Annotated in this window: 16 protein-coding genes; 3 read left to right on the plus strand and 13 right to left on the minus strand. The window is 71.7% G+C overall.

The annotated features are described in order from the left end of the window. Positions 1-22 precede the first annotated feature (22 nt). From ligA to GEV26_RS12180, 10 genes are all read right to left on the minus strand, one after another. Positions 23-2,131 carry an NAD-dependent DNA ligase LigA gene (gene ligA, locus GEV26_RS12135; RefSeq protein ID WP_153653379.1) on the minus strand — a complete coding sequence of 703 codons (2,109 nt, stop codon included), beginning with the start codon at positions 2,129-2,131 and terminating at the stop codon, positions 23-25. A 9-nt stretch (positions 2,132-2,140) separates the two neighbouring features. After that, a complete protein-coding gene (locus GEV26_RS12140) occupies positions 2,141-3,106 on the minus strand; it encodes a uroporphyrinogen decarboxylase/cobalamine-independent methonine synthase family protein (RefSeq protein WP_153653381.1) in 966 nt (321 codons plus the stop codon). Between the two features lie 96 nt (positions 3,107-3,202). After that, positions 3,203-4,291, minus strand: coding sequence for a tRNA 2-thiouridine(34) synthase MnmA (gene mnmA / locus GEV26_RS12145; RefSeq protein WP_153653383.1), 1,089 nt, complete (start codon positions 4,289-4,291; stop codon positions 3,203-3,205). Continuing rightward, entirely contained in the window at positions 4,288-5,418 is a 1,131-nt protein-coding gene (locus GEV26_RS12150; RefSeq protein WP_375335585.1) for a cysteine desulfurase family protein, read from the minus strand. Before GEV26_RS12150 ends, mnmA begins: the two co-directional genes overlap by 4 nt. A 165-nt stretch (positions 5,419-5,583) precedes the next feature. Beyond that, entirely contained in the window at positions 5,584-6,198 is a 615-nt protein-coding gene (locus GEV26_RS12155; RefSeq protein WP_153653387.1) for a hypothetical protein, read from the minus strand. Between the two features lie 66 nt (positions 6,199-6,264). Further along, a complete protein-coding gene (locus tag GEV26_RS12160) occupies positions 6,265-7,398 on the minus strand; it encodes a cysteine desulfurase family protein (RefSeq protein ID WP_153653388.1) in 1,134 nt (377 codons plus the stop codon). Positions 7,399-7,402: 4 nt separating this feature from the next. Beyond that, on the minus strand, positions 7,403-8,245 hold the full coding sequence (nadC, locus tag GEV26_RS12165; RefSeq protein ID WP_153653390.1) for a carboxylating nicotinate-nucleotide diphosphorylase: 843 nt from the start codon (positions 8,243-8,245) through the stop codon (positions 7,403-7,405). A 3-nt stretch (positions 8,246-8,248) separates the two neighbouring features. After that, complete coding sequence (gene nadB / locus GEV26_RS12170; RefSeq protein ID WP_153653391.1) at positions 8,249-9,793, minus strand: L-aspartate oxidase; 1,545 nt, start codon at positions 9,791-9,793, stop codon at positions 8,249-8,251. A 29-nt stretch (positions 9,794-9,822) separates the two neighbouring features. Further along, positions 9,823-11,079: a quinolinate synthase NadA gene (nadA, locus tag GEV26_RS12175; protein ID WP_153653393.1), complete on the minus strand. Its 1,257-nt coding sequence runs from the start codon at positions 11,077-11,079 to the stop codon at positions 9,823-9,825. Then, complete coding sequence (locus tag GEV26_RS12180) at positions 11,076-11,762, minus strand: NUDIX hydrolase (RefSeq protein ID WP_153653395.1); 687 nt, start codon at positions 11,760-11,762, stop codon at positions 11,076-11,078. The genes nadA and GEV26_RS12180 overlap by 4 nt, the downstream gene beginning before the upstream one ends. A gap of 124 nt (positions 11,763-11,886) precedes the next feature. Between GEV26_RS12180 and GEV26_RS12185 the strand changes: the two genes are divergently transcribed. Then, positions 11,887-13,398, plus strand: a complete 1,512-nt coding sequence (locus tag GEV26_RS12185; RefSeq protein WP_153653397.1) for an ATP-dependent DNA ligase — start codon at positions 11,887-11,889, stop codon at positions 13,396-13,398. Positions 13,399-13,528: 130 nt separating this feature from the next. Here GEV26_RS12185 and GEV26_RS12190 read toward each other — a convergent pair whose 3' ends face one another. Next, a complete protein-coding gene (locus tag GEV26_RS12190) occupies positions 13,529-14,128 on the minus strand; it encodes an SPFH domain-containing protein (protein WP_194839842.1) in 600 nt (199 codons plus the stop codon). A 169-nt stretch (positions 14,129-14,297) separates the two neighbouring features. Between GEV26_RS12190 and GEV26_RS12195 the strand changes: the two genes are divergently transcribed. Both GEV26_RS12195 and GEV26_RS12200 read left to right on the plus strand, forming a co-directional pair. After that, complete coding sequence (locus tag GEV26_RS12195) at positions 14,298-15,272, plus strand: sensor histidine kinase (protein ID WP_153653400.1); 975 nt, start codon at positions 14,298-14,300, stop codon at positions 15,270-15,272. Beyond that, positions 15,269-15,928, plus strand: coding sequence for a response regulator (locus tag GEV26_RS12200; protein ID WP_208430960.1), 660 nt, complete (start codon positions 15,269-15,271; stop codon positions 15,926-15,928). Before GEV26_RS12195 ends, GEV26_RS12200 begins: the two co-directional genes overlap by 4 nt. A gap of 12 nt (positions 15,929-15,940) precedes the next feature. On the opposite strand, the gene GEV26_RS12205 is transcribed toward GEV26_RS12200, so the two are convergent. Both GEV26_RS12205 and GEV26_RS12210 read right to left on the minus strand, forming a co-directional pair. After that, a complete protein-coding gene (locus tag GEV26_RS12205) occupies positions 15,941-16,627 on the minus strand; it encodes a hypothetical protein (RefSeq protein ID WP_153653402.1) in 687 nt (228 codons plus the stop codon). Positions 16,628-16,679: 52 nt separating this feature from the next. Beyond that, positions 16,680-20,081, minus strand: a complete 3,402-nt coding sequence (locus tag GEV26_RS12210; RefSeq protein ID WP_153653404.1) for an error-prone DNA polymerase — start codon at positions 20,079-20,081, stop codon at positions 16,680-16,682. Positions 20,082-20,103: the final 22 nt, after the last annotated feature.

The raw sequence follows: 20,103 nt of genomic DNA on the forward strand, positions 1-20,103 counted from the left end.
CCTGCGTCGGGTGTGAGCCCCGTCAGGACTCCGGGGCCGGCTCGTCGTCGGCCGGCGGCGGCCCTTCGGCGAGCAGCTTCTCGAAGGCCTCCTCGTCGAGGATCGGGCGTCCGAGCTCCTCGGCCTTGTCGGCCTTGGAGCCGGCGTTCTCACCCACCACGACGTAGTCGGTCTTCTTGGACACCGAGCCCGAGGCCTTGCCGCCGCGCGCGATGATCGCCTCCTTGACCGAGTCACGCGTGAATCGCTCGAGCGAGCCCGTCACCACGATCGTCAAGCCCTCGAGGGTCCGCGGGATCGACTCGTCGCGCTCGTCCTGCATGCGTACGCCCGCGGCCTGCCACTGGTCGACGATGCCGCGGTGCCAGTCGACGTCGAACCACTCGACGACCGCCTCGGCGATCGTCGGGCCGACACCGTCGACGGCTGCGAGCTCGGCCAAGGAGGCCTCACGGATCGCGTCCATCGAGGCGAAGTGGGTCGCGAGTGCGCGGGCGGCGGTCGGCCCGACGTGCCGGATCGACAGGGCCACGAGCACCCGCCACAGCGGCTGCGTCTTGGCGGTCTCGAGATTCTTCAGCAGCGCGATGCCGTTGGCGCTCAGCACCCGCTCACCCGAGCCGGCCTCGATCTCCTTCTTCTTGGCCGCGCGGGTGTAGAGCGGGACGCTCATGAGCTGATCGGCGGTCAGCGCGAACAGGCCACCCTCGTCGGTGAGCACCCCGGCGTCCAGCAGCGCCGTGGCACCCTCCCAGCCGAACACCTCGATGTCGAACGCGCCGCGCCCACCGACGTGCGTCAGGCGCTCCCGCAGCTGGGACGGGCACGACCGCGTGTTCGGGCAGCGGATGTCCTTGTCGCCCTCGCGTGACGGCGCCAGCGGGGTGCCGCACGAGGGGCACTCCGTGGGCATGACGAACTCGCGCTCGGTGCCGTCGCGCAGGGCCACGACCGGGCCGACGATCTCGGGGATCACGTCGCCGGCCTTGCGCAGCACGACCATGTCGCCGATCAGGACGCCCTTGCGCTTGACCTCGTGCTGGTTGTGCAGCGTGGCCATCTCGACGGTCGAGCCCGCGACCCGGATCGGCTCCATCACGCCGTAGGGGGTGACCCGACCGGTGCGGCCCACGTTGACCCTGATGTCGAGCAGCCGGGTGTTGACCTCCTCGGGCGGGTACTTCCACGCGATCGCCCACCGCGGGGCGCGCGACGTCGAGCCGAGCCGACGCTGCAGTGGCACCTGGTCGACCTTGACCACGACGCCGTCGATCTCGTGCACGACGTCGTGGCGGTGCTCGCCGTAGTAGTCGATGAACTCCTCGACCTCGGCCAGGTTGGGGACGACCTTGGCCCGGTCGCTGGTGGGCAGACCCCACGCCTTGAGCGCGTCGTACGCCTCGCTCTGGCGGGTCGGCGTGAAGCCCTCGCGGTAGCCCAGACCGTGGCACACCATCGACAACGGACGGCTCGCGGTCACCGACGCGTCCTTCATGCGCAGCGTCCCGGCCGCGGCGTTGCGCGGGTTGGAGAACGGCGTCTTGCCGGACTCGGCCCACGCGGTGTTGAACTCCTCGAACGCCCGGGTGGGGAAGAAGACCTCACCGCGCACCTCGACGTACGCCGGGACCGGGTAATCGTCGGAGGCCTTGAGCTGGTGCGGGATGACCTTGATCGTGCGGACGTTGTTGGTGACGTCCTCGCCGACGCGCCCGTCGCCGCGGGTGACGCCCCGGGTCAGGCGCCCGTTCTCGTAGGTCAGCGAGATCGCGAGACCGTCGACCTTGAGCTCGCAGAGGAACTCCGCATCGTCGACCCCCTCTCGCACGAGCCGGCCGTGCCACGACTCCAGCTCCTCGATCGAGAACGCGTTGTCGAGGCTGAGCATCCGCTCACGGTGCTCGTAGGCCTCGAACGACGACGAGGCGTAGCCGCCGACCGTCTGGGTCGGCGAGTCCGGCGTGCGGAGCTCGGGCATCTGCTCCTCGAGGGCCTCGAGATCGCGCATGAGCTGGTCGTACTCCGCGTCGGAGACGGTCGGCGAGTCGTCGACGTAGTAGCGCTCGCGGTGCTCGAGGATCGTCTCGGAGAGCTGCTTGTGACGTTGTCGCAGCTCGTCGTCGTTGGCCATGGCTCGACTTTATCGCCGCGAGGCGACACTCTGCGCAGCGACGAGGACCGTGCGCGCCCACTGCGGCGACGCACCCGCGAGACCGCAGGTCGGGGTCACGACGAGTCGGTCGGAGTAGGTCTCCTCCGTGAAGCCGAAGCGCCCGAAGAAGGTCTCGATCTGGCCGACGGCGGCCTTCTGCGAGACCTGTCCGGCGTCGGTCGAGGGCAGGACGCCGCACCACAGGTCGACGCCCTTCTCGAACGTCTCGGCCCAGACGTCGTCGGGGCGCACGAGACCGAGGTCGAACGAGATCGCGGCGAAGCCTGCTCCGGCGAGCAGCTCGACCGGCACGTCGGGCGCGCACGAGTGGACGACCGGGCGCGCCCCGGCGTCGGTGATCGCCTCGACGACCGCGCGCAGCAGGGCGTCTGCCTCGGGCGGGTGGACGCTGCGGTGGCGCGACCAGCCGCTCGCGGTCGGGATGCCGCCGGTGAGGACGGCCGTGATCGCGGGCTCGTCGACCTGCACGACCAGGTCGGCGGCCGAGAACCGCCGGCGGACGTCCCGGACGTGGGCGCCGAGGCCCTCCGCCAACGACTGCGCGATCTCGCGACGGGCCCCGTGGTCCGCCAGCATCTTGTCGCCGCGCGGGCGCTCGACCGTCGCGGCGAGGGTCAGCGGACCGGTGACCTGGATCTTGATCGGGCCCTCGTGCTCGGTCGCGAGCTCCTCGGCCAGGTCGAGGTCCTGGGCCAGGAGCGAACGCGCGCGGCGCAGGTCGGCGCCCTCCCCCACCCCGATGCGCCACCCGTCGGGCTGCAGGTCCGCCTCGAGACCGTCCAGGACTGCCAGCGTCCTGCCGATCATGCCGGCGTGGACGCCGCGGGCCGGGAGCTCAGGGACGTACGGGAGGCTCAGCTCGTCCAGGCCGAGGCGCATCGCGGCCGCGAAGTCGGTGCCGGGCATGGATCCGATGCCGGTGGCGAGCGTCATGGTGCTCCTTACGTTCTGTGGGGTGGGCGGTGCGCTGGCGTCCATGATGGGTCGCGAGGTGGACGCTGGTGCACCGCCCTCGAGTCGGGGTGGACGCTAGTGCACCGCTGCGCGGGACGTCGCTGCGATCGTGGCCGATCCGACGACCCGGGTGCCGGCGTAGATCACGCAGGCCTGGCCGGGGGCGATGCCGCTGGCCGGGTCGACGAGGTCGACCGTGACCAGGTCGTCCGCGACCGTGACCCGCGCGCGGTGCTCGTCGCCGTGCGCGCGCAGCTGCACGGTGCACTCGAGCGTGCCCGCGGGGGCGGCGCCGCACCACAGCGGCTTCACGCACTCGAGGGCGTCGACCGCGAGCGACTCCCGCGAGCCGACCGTGACGGTGCCGCTGACCGGCTCGATGTCGAGGACGAACCGGGGCTTGCCGTCGTCGGCGGGGACGCCGAGCCGCAGGCCGCGGCGCTGCCCGATCGTGAAGGCGTACGCCCCGTCGTGCTCGCGCAGCACCTGACCGTCCTCGTCGACGATCGTGCCCGGCCGAGGGCCCAGCTTCTCGCCGAGCCAGCCCGCGTTGTCGCCGTCGGGGATGAAGCAGATGTCGTGGCTGTCGGGCTTCTGCGCGACCTGGATCCCGCGGCGGGCCGCCTCGACCCGGACCACGTCCTTGGTCGTGTCGCCCAAGGGGAACAGCGAGTGAGCCAGCTGCTCCTGCGTGAGCACCCCAAGCACGTACGACTGGTCCTTGCCCATGTCGATCGCCCGGTGCATCTCGATCGTGCCGTCGTCGGCCGTGCGCAGCTGTGCGTAGTGGCCGGTGGCCACGGCGTCGAAGCCGAGCGCGAGCGCCCGCTCGAGCACCGCGGCGAACTTGATCTTCTCGTTGCACCGCAGGCACGGGTTGGGGGTGCGCCCGGCCGTGTACTCGGCGATGAAGTCGTCGACCACGTGGTCTGCGAACTCCTCGCTCATGTCCCACACGTAGAACGGGATGCCGAGCGCGTCCGCGGCACGCCGGGCATCGCCCGCGTCCTCGATCGAGCAGCAGCCGCGGGCACCCGAGCGGTACGACCGGGGGTTGCGGCTCAGCGCGAGGTGCACGCCCGTCACGTCGTGGCCGGCGTCGACCGCGCGTGCCGCGGCGACGGCGGAGTCGACCCCGCCGGACATCGCGGCGACGACCCTCATGACCCGCTCCGCACGAGCGAGGCCCGCATGGCCCGCTGGTGAACGGCCGGCAGCGCCGCGAGCAGGCGGTCGACGTCCGCCTCGGTCGAGGTGTGGCCGAGGCTGAAGCGCAGCGACCCGCGGGCGGCGACGTCGTCGTAGCCCATCGCCAGCAGGACGTGACTGGGCTGGGGCACGCCGGCGGCGCACGCCGAGCCGGTCGAGCACTCGATGCCTTGGGCGTCCAGCAGCATCAGCATCGCGTCGCCCTCGCACCCCGGGAACGTCACGTGGGCGATGTTGGGCAGGCGATGATCCGGACCCGGCAGCGGGTCGCCGTTGACGATCGCGTCGGGGACGACGCGCACGACCCCCTCGACGAGACGCTGGCGCAGTGCCTCGATGCGGGCGAAGGTCTCGGCCTGCTGACTCACCGTCACCTCGACCGCGGCGGCGAAGGCGGCGATGAGCGGCACGCTGAGCGTGCCCGAGCGCAGGTCGCGCTCCTGTCCCCCGCCGTGCAGCAGCGGTGTCGCGTCGATCTCACGGCCGATCATCAGGGCGCCGACGCCGACCGGTCCGCCCAGCTTGTGGGCCGTGATCGTCATCGCGTCGAGACCGCTCCCGGCGAAGTCGAGCGGGAGATAGCCCGCAGCCTGCACCGCATCGCTGTGCACCGGGATGTCGTACGCCCTGGCGATCTCGACGACCTCGGGGATCGGCTGGATCGTGCCCATCTCGTTGTTGGCCCACATCGTGGTGACCGCCGCGACGCTCGCGGGATCGCGCTCGACCGCTGCCCGCAGGTCGTCGACCACGATGCGGCCCTGCTTGTCGACCGGGGTCATGTCGACGTCCGCGCCCTCGTGCATCGCGAGCCACGTGACGGGGTCGAGGAGTGCGTGGTGCTCGATCGAGCTGAAGACGATGCGCCTGCGGTCGGGGTGCTGGCTGCGGCGTGACCAGTAGAGGCCCTTGATCGCGAGGTTGTTGGCCTCGGTGCCGCCCGAGGTGAAGACGATCTCGCTGGGCCGGGCGCCGAAGCGTTCGGCGATCAGCTCACGGGCCTCCTCGACGGTACGGCGGGCGGCGCGGCCGGCGGCGTGGAGGGAGGAGGCGTTGCCCGTGCGGGCCATCTGCTCGGTCATCGCGGCGATCGCCTCGGGGACCATCGGCGTGGTCGCCGCATGGTCGAGATAGACGGTGCCGTCCGAGTCGTTCATCGTGGTCAAGCGTAACCCTCGCCGACACACCCGGAATCAGCCGCAGGGCACCGACCAGCGTCCGCGCGGTGGACGTCCCGCTCGAGCGCGTCAGCGCCGGCAGTCCTGCTGGAGTCGGTCCGTGTCGACGGAGGTCAGGATCCACCGACCGTCGTCGCGGCTCAGCCGCGCGGTGGTCCAGTAGAAAGGCGTGACGTCCTCGACCGGGTTGTCATCTGCGTCGACCTCGAAGCTGAAGTTCTCCGAGCAGGCCCGGAGCACAGCCGAGTCGCCGTCCACCGAGACCCCCAGCACGTGGTCGCGCGTCCACCCGACGCTGCGGTGGTTCCTCGCCTTGAGGAGGTCGAGGTAGTCCATGACGTCCTTCAGGGGCTTGCCCCGGGACCGGTCGAGCCCGGGCGCGGGCTCGAGCTCGTCGTAGGTGGTGGCGACCGCGTCCCAGTAGATCATCCAAGCCTCCACGACCGACTTCTCCTCCGCGGTCTTGGCCACGCTGCTGCCCAGCACCGTGATGGCGACCTTGGCCGCCTCCGGCGTCGTGGTCGGCAGCGGCGTCTCGGTCGGCGTCGGTGCCTCGGTCTGTGTCGGTGAGGTCGTCGCCGCGGAGGTCGTCCTGGCAGGCGTGCTCGTCCGGGTGTCGTCACTGCCTCCGCAGGCCGACAACAGCAGGACCGGGACGGTGATCAGCAGCACCCGACGTTTCATGGTCTCCCCCGAAGATGAACAGCCTGTCGCTCACCCTAGGCGTTCGTGCCCCCGCGCGGGGCGGATTCAGCGCGGTGCTCCCCGGCCGCTGACGCTGGCTACGGCCCGGACGAGCTCGTCCGCCGCCGTGTCGAGGTCGTCGCTCGTCGTCGTACGCCCGAACGTGAACCGGACCGCGGTCTGGGCCACCTCGGGCTCGAGGCCCATCGCGAGCAGGACGTGGGACGGGTCATCGCTGCCGGCCGCGCACGCCGAGCCGCTGGAGCAGACGATGCCGCGCGCCTGCAGCTCGACCAGGATCGATTCGCCGCTCGTGCCTGCGAAGACGAAGGATGCACTGCCGGGCAGCCGGTGCGCGACGTCCCCGGTGAGCGCTGCGCCTGGAGCCTCCGCGAGGACGCGGGCGATGAACGCATCGCGTCGGGCGACGACCTCGTCGTTGCTGCCGCCCGCGAGGCGCAGAGCAGCGGCCATGCCGACCGCCGCGGCGACGTTCTCGGTGCCGGAGCGTCGTCCTCCCTCCTGCCCGCCGCCGTGCAGCAGCGGCTCGAACGGGACGCGCCGCTGGACGTACAGGACGCCGATGCCCTTGGGCGCGCCGATCTTGTGCCCCGAGATGCTCAGCGCCTGGACGCCGAGGCGGGTGACATCGAGGTCCAGCCAGCCCGCCCCCTGCACCGCGTCGGTGTGGAACGGGACGCCGTGGGCCGCGGCGAGCCGCGACAACGTCTCGACCTGCTGGATCGTCCCGACCTCGTTGTTGGCCAGCTGGATGCTGACCAGCGTCGTGTCGTCCCGCAGCGCCGCGGCGAGCGTGTCGGGCTGGACCATCCCTTGTCCGTCGACGGGGAGCACCGTGATCTCGTAGCCGATGCGGCCCAGGAACTCCGCCGACTCCAGCACCGCCGGGTGCTCGACCGCGGACACCACGACGTGCCGACCTCGGGGTGCTGCCAGCGCGATGCCCTTGATCGCGGCGTTGTCGGACTCGGTGCCGCCGGAGGTGAACGTGATCTCCGACGACCGCGCGCCAAGCGCCTGCGCGACGTCGGCGCGGGCCTGCTCGAGCGCCCGGGCAGCCGACTCCCCCACCTCGTGATGGCTCGAGGGGTTGCCGAACTCGGGCCCGAGGAAGGGCCACATCGCCTCGAGCACCTCGCGCTTGACCGGCGTGGTGGCCGCCTCGTCGAGGTAGATCACGGGCTCAGGACACCGACATGTCGAGGCCGAGGTCGAGCGCCCGCACGCTGTGGGTGAGGGCACCGACCGAGATGACGTCGACGCCGGTGCGGGCGATGTCGGCGATCGTGTCGAGCGTGACTCCGCCGCTGGCCTCGACCAGCGCGCGCCCGGCGATCTTCGCGACGCCCGCACGCAGGTCGTCCAGGCTGAAGTTGTCGAGCATGATCGTGTGCGCGGCGCCGGACTCCAGCACCGCGTCGATCTGCTCGAGCCGGTCGACCTCGACCTCGATGTGGGTCGTGTGGGGCAGGTCGATCCGCGCCTGCCGCAGTGCCGCCGTCACGTCGGGGATGACCGCGAGGTGGTTGTCCTTGGCCATCACGGCGTCCGACAGCGAGTAGCGGTGGTTGTGGCCCCCGCCGCAGCGCACCGCGTGCCGCTCGAGCGCCCGCAGTCCCGGGGTGGTCTTGCGCGTGTCGACGACGCGGGCGGCGGTGCCGGCGACCGCCTCGACATACGTCCGGGTGAGGGTCGCGATGCCGCTCATGCGTTGCACCAGGTTGAGTGCGACCCGCTCGGCCTGCAGGACCGATCGCGCCGGGCCCTCGACCCGGGCCAGCACCGAGCCCCGGCCGAACGCCTCGCCGTCGGCGGCCTCGAGGGTCACCTTGACGGTGGGGTCCAGGGTCGTCATCGCGATCTCGAAGACCTCCGCGCCCGCCAGGACGCCGGGCTCGCGGGCGACCAGCTCGGCCCGGGCGACTGCGGTCGGCGGCACCAACGTCTGCGAGGTGAGGTCACCGAAGGGGGCGTCCTCGTCCAGGGCCAGGTCCACGACCCGCTGGATCTGTCGGCGTTCGAGCATGTGTCACACCTTCTGCTGGGTCGTGGCGCCGATCGCCGAGTGGGTGGCCTGCGCGGCATCCGTGTGCGGGAAGTCGGTGCGGTAGTGGCCGCCGCGCGACTCCTCGCGGGCCAGGGCGCTGGCCACGACCGCGCGCGCGACGACCAGCAGGTTGGCGTCCTCGGCCGCCTTGGCGTCCGTGACCGCGGGCGAGCGCCAGCGTCGGAGCTCTGCCGCGGCCTGCTGCAGCTCCGCCCCGTCGCGAGCCAGTCCCGCGGCGTCCCACATGAGCTGCTGCAGGTCCGCCCGGCTGACGTCCTGCGCGTCGGGGTCCTCGGACAGGTCGAGCTCGGTCGGGACCTGCCACTGCTCGTCGAAGTCGTCGATCGGTGGCGAGGACAGGAGTCCCTCGACGACCCGCGAGCCGTACACGGCACCCTCGAGCAACGAGTTGGAGGCGAGCCGGTTGGCGCCGTGGAGGCCGTTGCAGGCGACCTCGCCCACGGCGTACAGGCCCGAGATCGAGGTGCGGCCCCACTCGTCGGTGCGGACCCCGCCCATGTAGTAGTGCGCGGCCGGGGTGACCGGGATCGGCACCGTGCTCCAGTCGTGGCCCTGCGCGCGGCACGCCGCGTCGATGTTGGGGAAACGGCGGGCCAGGAACTCCGCGCCCAGCGCGGTGGCGTCCAAGCAGACCGGGCCGTGGTTCTTCGCCCTCATCTGCTGCGCGATGGCGCGGGCGACGACGTCGCGGGGAGCCAGCTCGGCGTCGGGGTGCACGTCGGGCATGAACCGGTGGCCGTCGGCATCGATCAGCACCGCACCCTCACCGCGTACGGCCTCGGAGATCAAGAAGTTGCCCGGTGCGTCCAGCGACGTGGGGTGGAACTGGTAGAACTCCAGGTCGGCCGCGACCGCACCGGCGCGCAGGGCCATCGCCAGCCCGTCGGCCGTCGCGACGCCGGGGTTGGTCGTGCAGGGGAACAGCTGGCCGGCCCCGCCGGTCGCCAGGATCACGGCGTCGGCGCGGAGCACCTCGCCGCCCAACAGGCTCACGCCCACACAGCGGCCGTCCTCGACGACGAGGTCGACGACGGTGGTCCGCTCACGGATCACGACGGCGCTCTCGCGCAGACGCTCGATCAGGGCGTACGCGATCGCGGCCCCCGTCGCGTCGCCGCCCGCGTGGAGGATGCGGGCGAAGGCGTGCGCGGCCTCCAGCCCGTGCGAGAGCTGGCCGTCGTGGCGGTCGAACGGCACACCCCGAGCGATGAGCTCGTCCATCGCGGCCGGCCCCTCCGCGCACAGGATGCCGACCGTCTCGGCGTCACCGAGGCCGGCGCCCGCGACGAGCGTGTCGGCGACGTGCGAGGCGACGCTGTCGCCCAGCGTGGGGGCTCCGGGATCGGCCATGTCGTCGATCACGACGGCGACCCCGCCCTGCGCGTAGCGGGTGTTGCTCTCGGCGAGGTCGGCCTTCGTCACCAGGGTGACGTCGTGCGTGTCCACGGCCTCGAGGGCCGCGGTCATGCCCGCGACTCCGCTGCCGACGATGATGATGCTGCTCATGGCACGTCCTTACCTGGGCTTACCTGGGCTTACCTGGGGAGCGCCGCAAGCATGCGCTCGAGCGCGATCCTCGCGTCGGAGGCGACGTCGTCGGGGACGACGATCTGGTTGTGGACCTCGCCGGCGACGAGGCCGTCCAGGGTCCACGCGAGGTAGCCGGGGTGGATCCGGTACATCGTCGAGCACGGGCACACCACCGGGTCGAGGCAGAAGATCGTCCGGTCGGGGAACTCCGCGGCGAGGCGGTTGACCATGTTGATCTCGGTGCCGATCGCGATCGTGTCCCCGGGCTCCGAGGCGATCACGAACTTGCGGATCGCGTCGGTCGAGCCCGCCGCGTCGGCGGCGTCGACCACCGGCATGGGGCTCTCGGGGTGCACGATGATCTTGACCCCCGGGTGCTCCGCGCGGGCCTGGTCGATCTGGGCGACGCTGAAGCGCTTGTGGACCGAGCAGAAGCCGTGCCACAGGATCACGCGCGCGCTCTCCAGGTCGTCCAGGCTGTTGCCGCCGAGAGGCTTGCGGGGGTTCCACATCGGCATCTGCTCGAGCGGGATGCCCATCGCCTTGGCGGTGTTGCGGCCCAGGTGCTGGTCAGGGAAGAACAGCACGCGCTGGCCCCGCTCGAACGCCCACTCCAGGACCGTCGCGGCATTGGACGACGTGCAGACGATGCCGCCGTTGCGTCCGCAGAACGCCTTGAGCGCGGCGGAGGAGTTCATGTAGGTCACCGGGATGACCGGCTGCTTGCCGTCGGCGTCCGGCTCGGTGCCGTAGAGCTCGAGCAGGTCCTCCCAGCACGCCTCGACCGAGTCCTCGTCGGCCATGTCGGCCATCGAGCAGCCGGCGGCCAGGTTGGGCAGGATGACCTGCTGCTCGGGCCGGGCCAGGATGTCGGCGGTCTCGGCCATGAAGTGCACGCCGCAGAACACGATCGTGTCGGCGTCCGGCTTGGTCAGCGCGGCGTTCGCGAGCTGGAACGAGTCGCCCACGAAGTCGGCGTACTGGATGACCTCGTCGCGCTGGTAGAAGTGGCCGAGGATGACCAGCCGGTCGCCCAGCGCCTCCTTCGCGGCCCGGATGCGCGCGTGCAGCTCGTCGTCGCTCATCCGCTGGTACGCCGCGGGGAGCTGGCCCGGTCGGACGACCGGCTCGGGGACGCGGTCGTCCTCGGACGCTCCCGGCCCGTAGCCGGGGAACTGGTCGAACTCCCACGGGCCCTTGGCGAGCTCGACGTCGCAGCTCGCGGCCGGCTTCTCGACGATCTGGGTGTGGACGGAACTCATCGTGGCTCCTCGGTTGAGGGCGCGCCGGCCTCGAAGCGGAACAGCGCGGGGGGACGGTGGCTCGTGCCCTGCAGGCACGTGCCCGTGGGGACGAGGGTCTTGGTGGCCAGCGCCTGGCGGCGGAAGTTGGCCGGGTCGAGGGTCGTGCGCAGGACCGCCTCGTGGACTGCCCGCAGCTCGGCGAGGGTGAACTCCTCGGGCAGGAACGCGTGGGCGATCGGCGTGTAGGTGATCTTGGCCCGCAGCCGCGCCAGGGCGTAGTCGATGATCTCGGTGTGGTCGAACGCCAGCGGCGGCAGCTCGTCGGCGACGAACCACTCGACGTTCTCGCCGTCCACCGCCCGGGCGACCTCGTCGGGACGCACCAGCGCCCAGTAGACGATCGAGACGACCCGCTCGTCGGGCGAGCGGTCGACGTTGCCGAACGCGTACAGCTGCTCGAGGTAGTGGGGGGTCAGTCCGGTCGTGCGCTCGAGGGTGTGCCGGGCGCTGGCCGCGAGGTCCTCGTGGGCCTCGAGCGGTCCGCCGGGCAGGGCCCACTGACCCTCGTACGGATCACGGATGCGGCGCACGAGCGGGAGCCACAACGTCATCTCGCCGGTCTCGGGGTGCGGTCGCAGGGCGAAGATCACGGTCGACACGGCCAAGGACACCCGCTGGTCGATCGCCGAGGAGGTATCCATGACGTACCTCCTGCGCTCGGTGCCCCGACTTAAGGTGTCAGTGACTTTAAGAGAACGGTAACCGACCCTTAGAGTCACGTCAACACTAAGTCGCAGATCACCCGATCTCGGTCATGATGGGGTCATGCTCCTCGCCGATGTCGTCGCCACGTCCGCGGCGGTGGCCGCCACCTCGTCCCGCTCCGCCAAGGCCGCTGCGCTCGGCGAGCTCCTGCTCCGGACGGCGACCGAGTCTCCCGAGGACATCCCCATCGTGACGTCGTACCTCGCGGGAGCTCTCCGGCAACGGCGCACCGGTCTCGGCTGGCGATCGCTGCAGGATCCCCCGCCGCCCGCGTCCTCCCCCTCGCTGACCGTCGCGGAGGTCGACGCGACGTTCGAGCGGCTGGCCGCGCTGTCGGGTGCCGGCTCGCAACGGGCGCGCGCCGACGCGACGGCCGACCTGATGGCGCGCGCGACCGGCGACGAGCAGCGTTGGCTGCGGGGCGTCGTGACCGGCGAGGTGCGGCAGGGCGCGCTGGACTCACTCGTGCAGGACGGCCTCGCGATCGCCGGTGGCGTGCGGCCGGCGGCGGTCAGGCGGGCCGCGATGATGGCCGGGTCGACGGTCGACATCGCGACCGCGGCACTCACCGGCGGCGAGGAGGCGCTGGCCGCGTTCGTGCTCGCGGTCGGACGTCCGGTGCTGCCGATGCTGGCCTCCACAGCACCCACGGTCGAGGCGGCGATGACCAAGGCCGGAGGCGGACCGGTCGCGGTCGACACCAAGCTCGATGGCGTACGCATCCAGGTGCACCGCAGCGGGGACGACGTGCTGGTGGTGACGCGCTCGCTCGACGACGTGACGTCCCGGCACCCCGAGGTCGTGGCGGCCGCCCGCGCGCTCCCGTGCCGCGACGTCGTGCTCGACGGCGAGGTGCTGGCCCTCGGCCCGGACGGCCGGCCGCGACCCTTCCAGGAGACGGCGTCCCGGGCCGCCTCGACGTCGGGGGTCGAGCTGACCCCCGCATTCTTCGACCTGCTGCACCTGGACGGCGAGGACTTCGTCGACGCGCCGACCTCGGCCCGGCTCGAGGTGCTCGAGTCGATCGTGCCCGAGCGCTTCCGGGTCGCGCGGGTCGTCACCGCGGACGTCGCGGCGGCGGAGGCCTTCGCCGGCCGGGTGCTCGACCTGGGGCACGAGGGCGTCGTCGTGAAGAGCCTCTCGGCTCCGTACGCCGCCGGACGGCGCGGCGCGACGTGGGTCAAGGTCAAGCCCGTCCACACGCTCGACCTGGTCGTCCTGGCCGTGGAGCGCGGATCGGGACGCCGCAGCGGCTGGCTGTCCAACATCCACCTCGGCGCGCGCGACGGTGACGGCTTCGTGATGCTCGGCAAGACGTTCAAGGGGATGACCGACGAGATGCTCGCCTGGCAGACCGAGCGCTTCGGCGAGCTGCAGACCGCCGACGACGGCTACGTCGTGACCGTCCGGCCCGAGCAGGTCGTCGAGATCGCGTTCGACGGCGTGCAGCGGTCCACCCGCTACCCCGGCGGCGTCGCCCTGAGATTCGCCCGCGTCATCCGCTACCGCGACGACAAGACCCCGGCCGAGGCCGACACCCTCGAGACCGTCCGCACCCACCTCACCCCCTGATGCTCCCCCCGGTTGCCGGTTTCCCACGGGACCGTGGGGTTTCGTCACTCCCCTCGGGTCGCAACGCGAGGGAAGTGACCAAGACGCGCGGGAAGCGGCTCAGCAGGCGGGACGCCCGGGGCGGCCGCGCTCATCGGGCCCGGACGTCCCCGTCCACCGCGCGAAGCAGATCGGCCGTCAGCAGCGCCTCGACGTCGCCGACGTCCAACGAGATGACCTCGACGCCCCACGCGGACGTCACCCCCGTCGTGAGGGTCGGCAGGTCCGACTCGAAGCGCTGGCGTGCGACCAACAGGTCGGCGAAGCGCGTGCACGCGATCTCGCGGCCGAGATGGGCCTCGAGGGCGGCGAACGTCGCCGCGATCGGGTCGTCGGCCGCCACGACCGCCCGCGCCGGGTCCGTCACGTGCACCTGCGTCGAGGCCCGCACGTGCACCGAGATCCCGTCGAGGGTTGTGGCGGCCACTCCCAGCATCTGGCTCGTGGGCCGCAGCGAGATCGTGGTCCAGCGCTCGAGTCCGGGCACCCGTCGAACCAGGCCGGGACCAGCCACCCGGACCACTCGCCCCAGCCGTGTCACGACAAGACGCTGGTGCTCCGGGACGACCCGCATCGAGGCGAGGACCGCGCCGACCACCAGCACCAGGGCCACCAGCGCCCAACCCGCGGGCGACGGTCCCAGGGAGTCGGTCACGCTGGCTTGCAGGCCATCGATCATCAGGCGGTTCATCGTGGACGGCTCCTTCGAGGGGGTGCCGCAGGAGCTCGAACCCGCTGCTGCGGCCTGATCTCCAGCCTCCCCGACCGGCGCCACGGAAACCATCCGTGCCACCACCCATCTTTCGCCGCGTACGCCTGCCGCTTGGACAAGCGCGCCCGCGATGGGTGAGGCTGGCGCCATGACGACGGCGCTGAACCGGCTCCCCCTCTACTGGCAGATCTGCCTCATCAACGGGCTCGTCTTCCTGATCGGCACGATCGTCCTCGCACTGTCTCCTGCCACGATCTCGACCCGCGTGCTGGTCTCCGAGGCGATCGTCCTGCTGGTGGGGTTCGTCCTGATCCTGGTGGCGAACGCCCTGCTGGTGCGCTCGACGCTGGCGCCGCTCGAACGTCTGACGCAGCTCAGTGAGCGCGTCGACCTGCAGTCCCCGCGGGAGCGGCTCACCGAGGACGGAGACGGCACCGTCGCCCGACTCGTCCGGGCGTACAACGAGATGCTGGACCGGCTCGAGGCCGAGCGGAGCAGCAGCAACGCCAAGGCGCTGGCCGCACAGGAGGCCGAGCGGCACCGCATCGCCCAGGAGCTGCACGACGAGGTGGGCCAGGGGCTGACGGCGGTGCTGCTCGGTCTCAAGCGCGCTGCCGACCGCGCACCCGACGACATCGCCGACGAGCTGCGGGGCGTCGCCGAGATCGCCCGCTCCAGCCTGGACGAGGTGCGCGACGTCGCCCGGCGCCTGCGCCCGGGCGTGCTGGACGACCTGGGCCTGCTCAGCGCGCTCGCCGCCGCGTGCACCGACTTCACCACCCACAGCGGGGTGCACGTCCGCCGCGGGTTCGCCCCGAGCCTGCCACCGCTGTCGGTCGAGAAGGAGCTCGTGGTCTATCGCGTCGCGCAGGAGGCCCTGACCAACGTCGCCCGCCATGCGCGCGCGAGCACCGTCACGGTGTCCCTGTCGACCCAGGGCGATGCGGTCGTCCTGCTGGTCGCGGACGACGGCGTCGGGATGAACGGCCGGAGCGAGAGCACCGGCATCCGTGGCATGCGCGAGCGCGCCCGACTGGTCGACGGCAGCCTCGTGGTCCGCGGCCGGGTCGGTGGCGGCACCGAGGTACGCCTCTCGGTGCCCGTCGCGGCGGTGACGCCGTGAGCACCCGGCCGGACGTGCGGATCCTGCTCGCCGACGACCACGCGCTCGTACGCCGCGGGGTCCGCCTCATCCTCGACAGCGAGCCCGGCCTGAGGGTCGTGGCGGAGGCCGGCGACGGCGCCGAGGCGGTGGAGGCCGTCCGGACCCAGGAGATCGACCTGGCGATCCTCGACGTGTCGATGCCCCGCATGACCGGGCTGCAGGCGGCTCGGGAGATCTCGCGCCGCCGCGATCCCCCGCACATCCTGATGCTCTCGATGCACGACAACGAGCAGTACTTCTTCGAGTCGCTCAAGTGCGGTGCCTCCGGCTACGTCCTGAAGTCCGTCGCGGACCAGGACCTCGTCGGCGCCTGCCATGCGGCCGTCCGCGGCGAGTCGTTCCTCTACCCCGGCGTCATGAGCGCGCTCGTGCGCGACTACCTGGAGCGCCGCCGGCGAGGCGAGAAGGTCTCGGACACGGTCCTGACCCCACGCGAGGACGAGGTGCTCAAGCTCATCGCCGAGGGCTCGACGTCGCGCGAGATCGCCGAAGCCCTCACGATCAGCCTCAAGACCGTCGAGCGGCACCGCTCGAACATCCTGGCCAAGCTCGGCATGCGGGACCGCACGGACCTGACCCGGTACGCGATCCGCGCCGGCCTCGTGGAGCCCTGAGCCTCGACGGACTCAGCGCAGCCGTTTCTGGATCTCCTCGACGATCTGCTCGGCAGGGACGTCGAACGCGGCCGCCGGGATCACCGGATCGGGTCGGGTCCCCTTGAGGTCGATCAGCACACCAGCGGTCTGGCGCTGCTTCGTCTCCCCTCGGGTCCTGCCCCCGACCTGGATGCGCGCGCCGCGGACGCTCGACCACGGGACCTCGATCGCCGTGCGATAGCCGCGGTAGCTCAGGTCCTCGGGCCCCAGCACGACACGCCATCGGTGAAGCCGGCCGGTGACCAGTCGGAACCAGTCGGGCAGACCGAAGACGGTCGCAATCACGACGGCGAAGGCGGCTCCGGGCGACTCGATCGAGTCGACGTCGACGATCGCCTGCACCACGAACGCGGCGGCCAGGATCGGGACCGCCGCCCAGGCGGCGACCAGCGGCCAGACCAGGGATCCGGGCGCCTCGATGATCGTCCTCCCGGCCTCGTCGACCGGCAGCTCCCGGCGCCGACGAGGCAGCACGAAGGCTCGCAGCGCGGCGATCAGGTGCAGCCCGAGGAACACGAGCCCGGCCACGCCGACCACTCGTCCTGCGCCGTCGAGCGCGACGGCCATGGCTGCGAACGAAGCCAGTCCGACGAGGATCAGGACGACGACTCCGGCGACCCACCCGCGCGAGATCAGCCGTTGGCCGGTGGTCAGCATGGTGTCACCCTGTCCCATGCAGCGCCGACCGAGCAAGACCCGTCGGCGCGTCTCAGCGGAAGTCGCGTCCCTGGTGCCGGGCGGGGATCGCCCGACCCGCCTGGGGGTAGACCTCCTCGATGCGCATGAGCTTGTCGGCGACCAGGTTGACGACTCCTTCCGGGCTCCGCTCGAGCATGCCGCGGATGACCATGCCGGCCGCATTGCGTCCCACCACCCGGTAGCGCTTCCAGAGCGCCTCGGAGCACACCACGTTGAGCATGCCGGTCTCGTCCTCGAGGTTGAGGAACGTGACCCCGGACGCCGTCGCCGGACGCTGCCGGTGGGTGATGAGCCCGGCCACCTTGACCCGCCGGGACGCCTCCGCGACGGCCGTGTCGGCCACCGAGAGGATGCCCTCGCCCTGCAGCAGGGGGCGCAGGTGCTCGACGGGGTGCGTCTGCGGCGAGATGCGGGTCGACCACAGGTCGGCCATCGTGACCTCGACGTCGCTCATGCCCGGCAGCATCGGCGGCGGTGCCGCGACCTGGGTGCCCTCGAGCTGGTCCTGGCTCTGCGTGTAGCCGGCGTTCCACAGCGCCTGACGGCGCGACAGGCCGAAGCAGTCGAACGCCCCCGCCGTGGCCAACGACTCCATCTGCGCGACGCTCAGCCCGGTGCGGCGCGCCACGTCGGCCATGTCGGCGAAGGGACGCAGGTCGCGCTCGGCCACGATCCGCTGCGCCGCCTCACGTCCGATGCCCTGCACCTCGTCGAGGCCGATGCGTACCGCGAACGCCCCGTCGCGGCGGTGCTCGGGTGTCGGGTCGGGGGTGCCGGGCACGAAGTCACCGACCGGCGGCTGGATCCGCTCGAGGCACGCATCACGTCCGGTCGGGCCCGGCTGCCCCTCGACCGGCTCGAGGTCCGCGAGCGCTCCCGAGCGCAGGATGTCGGGGCGCAGGACCGTGACCCCGTGCCGCCGGGCGTCGGTGGTCAGCGACTGGGGCGAGTAGAACCCCATGGGCTGGTTGCGCAGGAGCGCGGCGAGGAACGCACCCGGATAGTGCAGCTTGAGCCACGAGCTGGCGTAGACCAGCAGCGAGAAGCTGAGCGCATGGCTCTCGGCGAAGCCGAAGTTGGCAAAGGACTTGATCTTCAGGTAGATCAGGTCGGCCTCCTCCTGGCTGAGCCCGTGCTTGGCCATGCCCGCGAAGAGCTTGTCCTCCAGCGACTCGATGCGCTCGATGCCCCGCTTGGAGCCCATCGCGCGCCGCAGGAGATCGGCCTCGTCACCCGTGCAGTCACCGATCGCGATCGCCATCTGCATGAGCTGCTCCTGGAACAAGGGCACGCCCTTGGTCCGCTCCAGCACCGGCTCCAGGATCGGGTGCGGGTAGGTGATGGCTTCCTTGCCCATCGCCCGGCGGATGTACGGGTGCACGGCCCCGCCCTGGATCGGCCCGGGGCGGATCAGCGCGATCTCGATCGCGAGGTCGTACGCCCGACGGGGCTGCAGCCGCGGAAGGGTGCCGATCTGCGCCCGGCTCTCGACCTGGAAGACCCCGATCGAGTCCGCGCGACACAGCATGTCGTAGACCCCGGCCTCCTCCTTGGGGATCGAGTCGAGGTCCCACTGCTCCCCCAGGTGCTCCGCGACGATCCGCATCGTGTGGTCGAGCGCCCCGAGCATGCCGAGCCCCAGCAGGTCGAACTTGACCAGGCCCATGAACTCGCACGCGTCCTTGTCCCACTGCAGGACGGTCCGCTTGTCCATGCGGCCGCGCTCGATCGGGCAGACCTCCCCGACGGGTCGCTCGGTCAGGATCATCCCGCCGGAGTGGATGCCCAGGTGTCGCGGCGCGGTCATCATCTGCCGCGCGAGCCCCACGACCTGCTCGGGGACGCCCTGCACGTCCTCGCTGCCGATCGCACCCCACGCGTCGATCTGCTTGGACCACGCGTCCTGCTGCCCCGGCGAGTGGCCGAGCGCCTTGGCGGCGTCCCGGACCGCCGAGCGGGGACGATAGCTGATCACGTTGGCGACCTGGGCGGCGTTGTGCCGACCGTACTGCTCGTAGACCCACTGGATGATCTCCTCGCGCCGGTCGGAGTCGAAGTCGACGTCGATGTCGGGCTCCTCCTCGCGAGTCGTGGCCAGGAACCGCTCGAACGGCAGGTCGTAGAAGATCGAGTCGATCGCGGTGATCTTGAGGGCGTAGCAGAGCGCGGAGTTGGCCGAGGATCCTCGACCCTGGCACAGGATGCCGCGGCGGCGGGCCTCGGCCACGATGTCGTGGACGATGAGGAAGTAGCCCGGGAAGTCCTTCTCCTCGATCACGGCCAGCTCGCGCTCGATGCGCTCGCGGGCGAGCCGCTCGCGGCCCGCATAGCGTTCGCGGATGCCGATCTCGGCCAGGTCGCGCAGGTGCTGCATCGCGGTCTTGCCCTCGGGGATGCCGCGCTTGGGCAGGCGGGGCGTCGCGGCACGCAGGTCGAACGCGATCTCGTCGGCGAGCGGGACCGTACGCTCGACGGCCCCCGGGAAACGGTGGAACAGTCGACGCATCTCCGCGCCGGAGCGCAGGTGCGCGGCCCCCGTGGCCGGCAGCCAGCCGTCCATGTCGGCGAGGCTGCGCCGGGCCCGGACCGCGGCCATCGACGCCGCCAGGCGTCCTGCGGACGGGCGGGCGAAGTGCACGTTGTTGGTGGCCACCGTGGCCAGGCCGTGGTCGATCGCGAGACCCGCGAGCGCGTCGTTGACCGAGCTGTCGGTCGGGAAGCCGTGGTCGATCAGCTCGACCCCGACCCCGTCGATGCCGAACAGCGCCGTCAACCGGTCCAGGGCGGCCGCCGCAGCGTCACGTCCGCCCGTGGCGAGTGCCTCGCGCACGTGCCCCTTGCGGCACCCGGTCAGCACGACCCAGTGGTCGCGGCCCCGCTCGGCGAGCTCCTCGAGGTCGTAGACGGGACGACCCTTCTCATCCCCCCTCAGCTGCGCGTCGGTGATCGCGGCGGCGAGGCGGTGGTAGCCCTCCACACCACGTGCCAGCACGAGCAGGTGGTTGCCCTCGGGATCGGCGACCCCGTTCTGGGGGCTGCGCAGGCCCAGCGACAGCTCGGCACCGTAGACCGTGCGCAGGCCGTGCTGGGGATATTTGCCCGCCTCCTCGGCGAACCGGGGAGCGCCGTAGAAGCCGTCGTGATCGGTGATCGCGAGGCCGTGCAGGCCCAGCGCGATCGCCTCCTCGACCAGCGCGTCGGGGCCGCTCGCGCCGTCGAGGAAGGAGAAGTGGCTGTGGCAGTGCAGCTCGGCGTAGGGGACGACCGGTCCGCCCGGCGGGACGATCTCCTTGGGATCGTGCTTGCGCCGCTTGCGGGACCAGCCCGGGGCGTCCCCGCCGTCCGGCTCCGGCCGGCCGGACAACCGGCGCTCGAGCTCGCGCCACGAGATGTCCGGATTGTTCCAGTTCATGTGGCGCAAACCCGTCCGCGAG

The sequence above is a fragment of the Aeromicrobium yanjiei genome, from assembly GCF_009649075.1.
In the GTDB taxonomy this organism is placed as follows: domain Bacteria; phylum Actinomycetota; class Actinomycetes; order Propionibacteriales; family Nocardioidaceae; genus Aeromicrobium; species Aeromicrobium yanjiei.

Bases quoted from the DNA above. Each gene is read 5' to 3' on its own strand.
- GEV26_RS12180 (WP_153653395.1), bottom strand. From the start codon at position 11,762: ATGGATACCTCCTCGGCGATCGACCAGCGGGTGTCCTTGGCCGTGTCG.
- ligA (WP_153653379.1), bottom strand. From the start codon at position 2,131: ATGGCCAACGACGACGAGCTGCGACAACGTCACAAGCAGCTCTCCGAG.
- GEV26_RS12150 (WP_375335585.1), bottom strand. From the start codon at position 5,418: ATGACCGAGCAGATGGCCCGCACGGGCAACGCCTCCTCCCTCCACGCC.
- GEV26_RS12155 (WP_153653387.1), bottom strand. From the start codon at position 6,198: ATGAAACGTCGGGTGCTGCTGATCACCGTCCCGGTCCTGCTGTTGTCG.
- nadA (WP_153653393.1), bottom strand. From the start codon at position 11,079: ATGAGTTCCGTCCACACCCAGATCGTCGAGAAGCCGGCCGCGAGCTGC.
- mnmA (WP_153653383.1), bottom strand. From the start codon at position 4,291: ATGAGGGTCGTCGCCGCGATGTCCGGCGGGGTCGACTCCGCCGTCGCC.
- GEV26_RS12205 (WP_153653402.1), bottom strand. From the start codon at position 16,627: ATGCTGACCACCGGCCAACGGCTGATCTCGCGCGGGTGGGTCGCCGGA.
- GEV26_RS12195 (WP_153653400.1), top strand. From the start codon at position 14,298: ATGACGACGGCGCTGAACCGGCTCCCCCTCTACTGGCAGATCTGCCTC.
- nadC (WP_153653390.1), bottom strand. From the start codon at position 8,245: ATGCTCGAACGCCGACAGATCCAGCGGGTCGTGGACCTGGCCCTGGAC.
- GEV26_RS12210 (WP_153653404.1), bottom strand. From the start codon at position 20,081: ATGAACTGGAACAATCCGGACATCTCGTGGCGCGAGCTCGAGCGCCGG.
- nadB (WP_153653391.1), bottom strand. From the start codon at position 9,793: ATGAGCAGCATCATCATCGTCGGCAGCGGAGTCGCGGGCATGACCGCG.
- GEV26_RS12140 (WP_153653381.1), bottom strand. From the start codon at position 3,106: ATGACGCTCGCCACCGGCATCGGATCCATGCCCGGCACCGACTTCGCG.
- GEV26_RS12190 (WP_194839842.1), bottom strand. From the start codon at position 14,128: ATGAACCGCCTGATGATCGATGGCCTGCAAGCCAGCGTGACCGACTCC.
- GEV26_RS12185 (WP_153653397.1), top strand. From the start codon at position 11,887: ATGCTCCTCGCCGATGTCGTCGCCACGTCCGCGGCGGTGGCCGCCACC.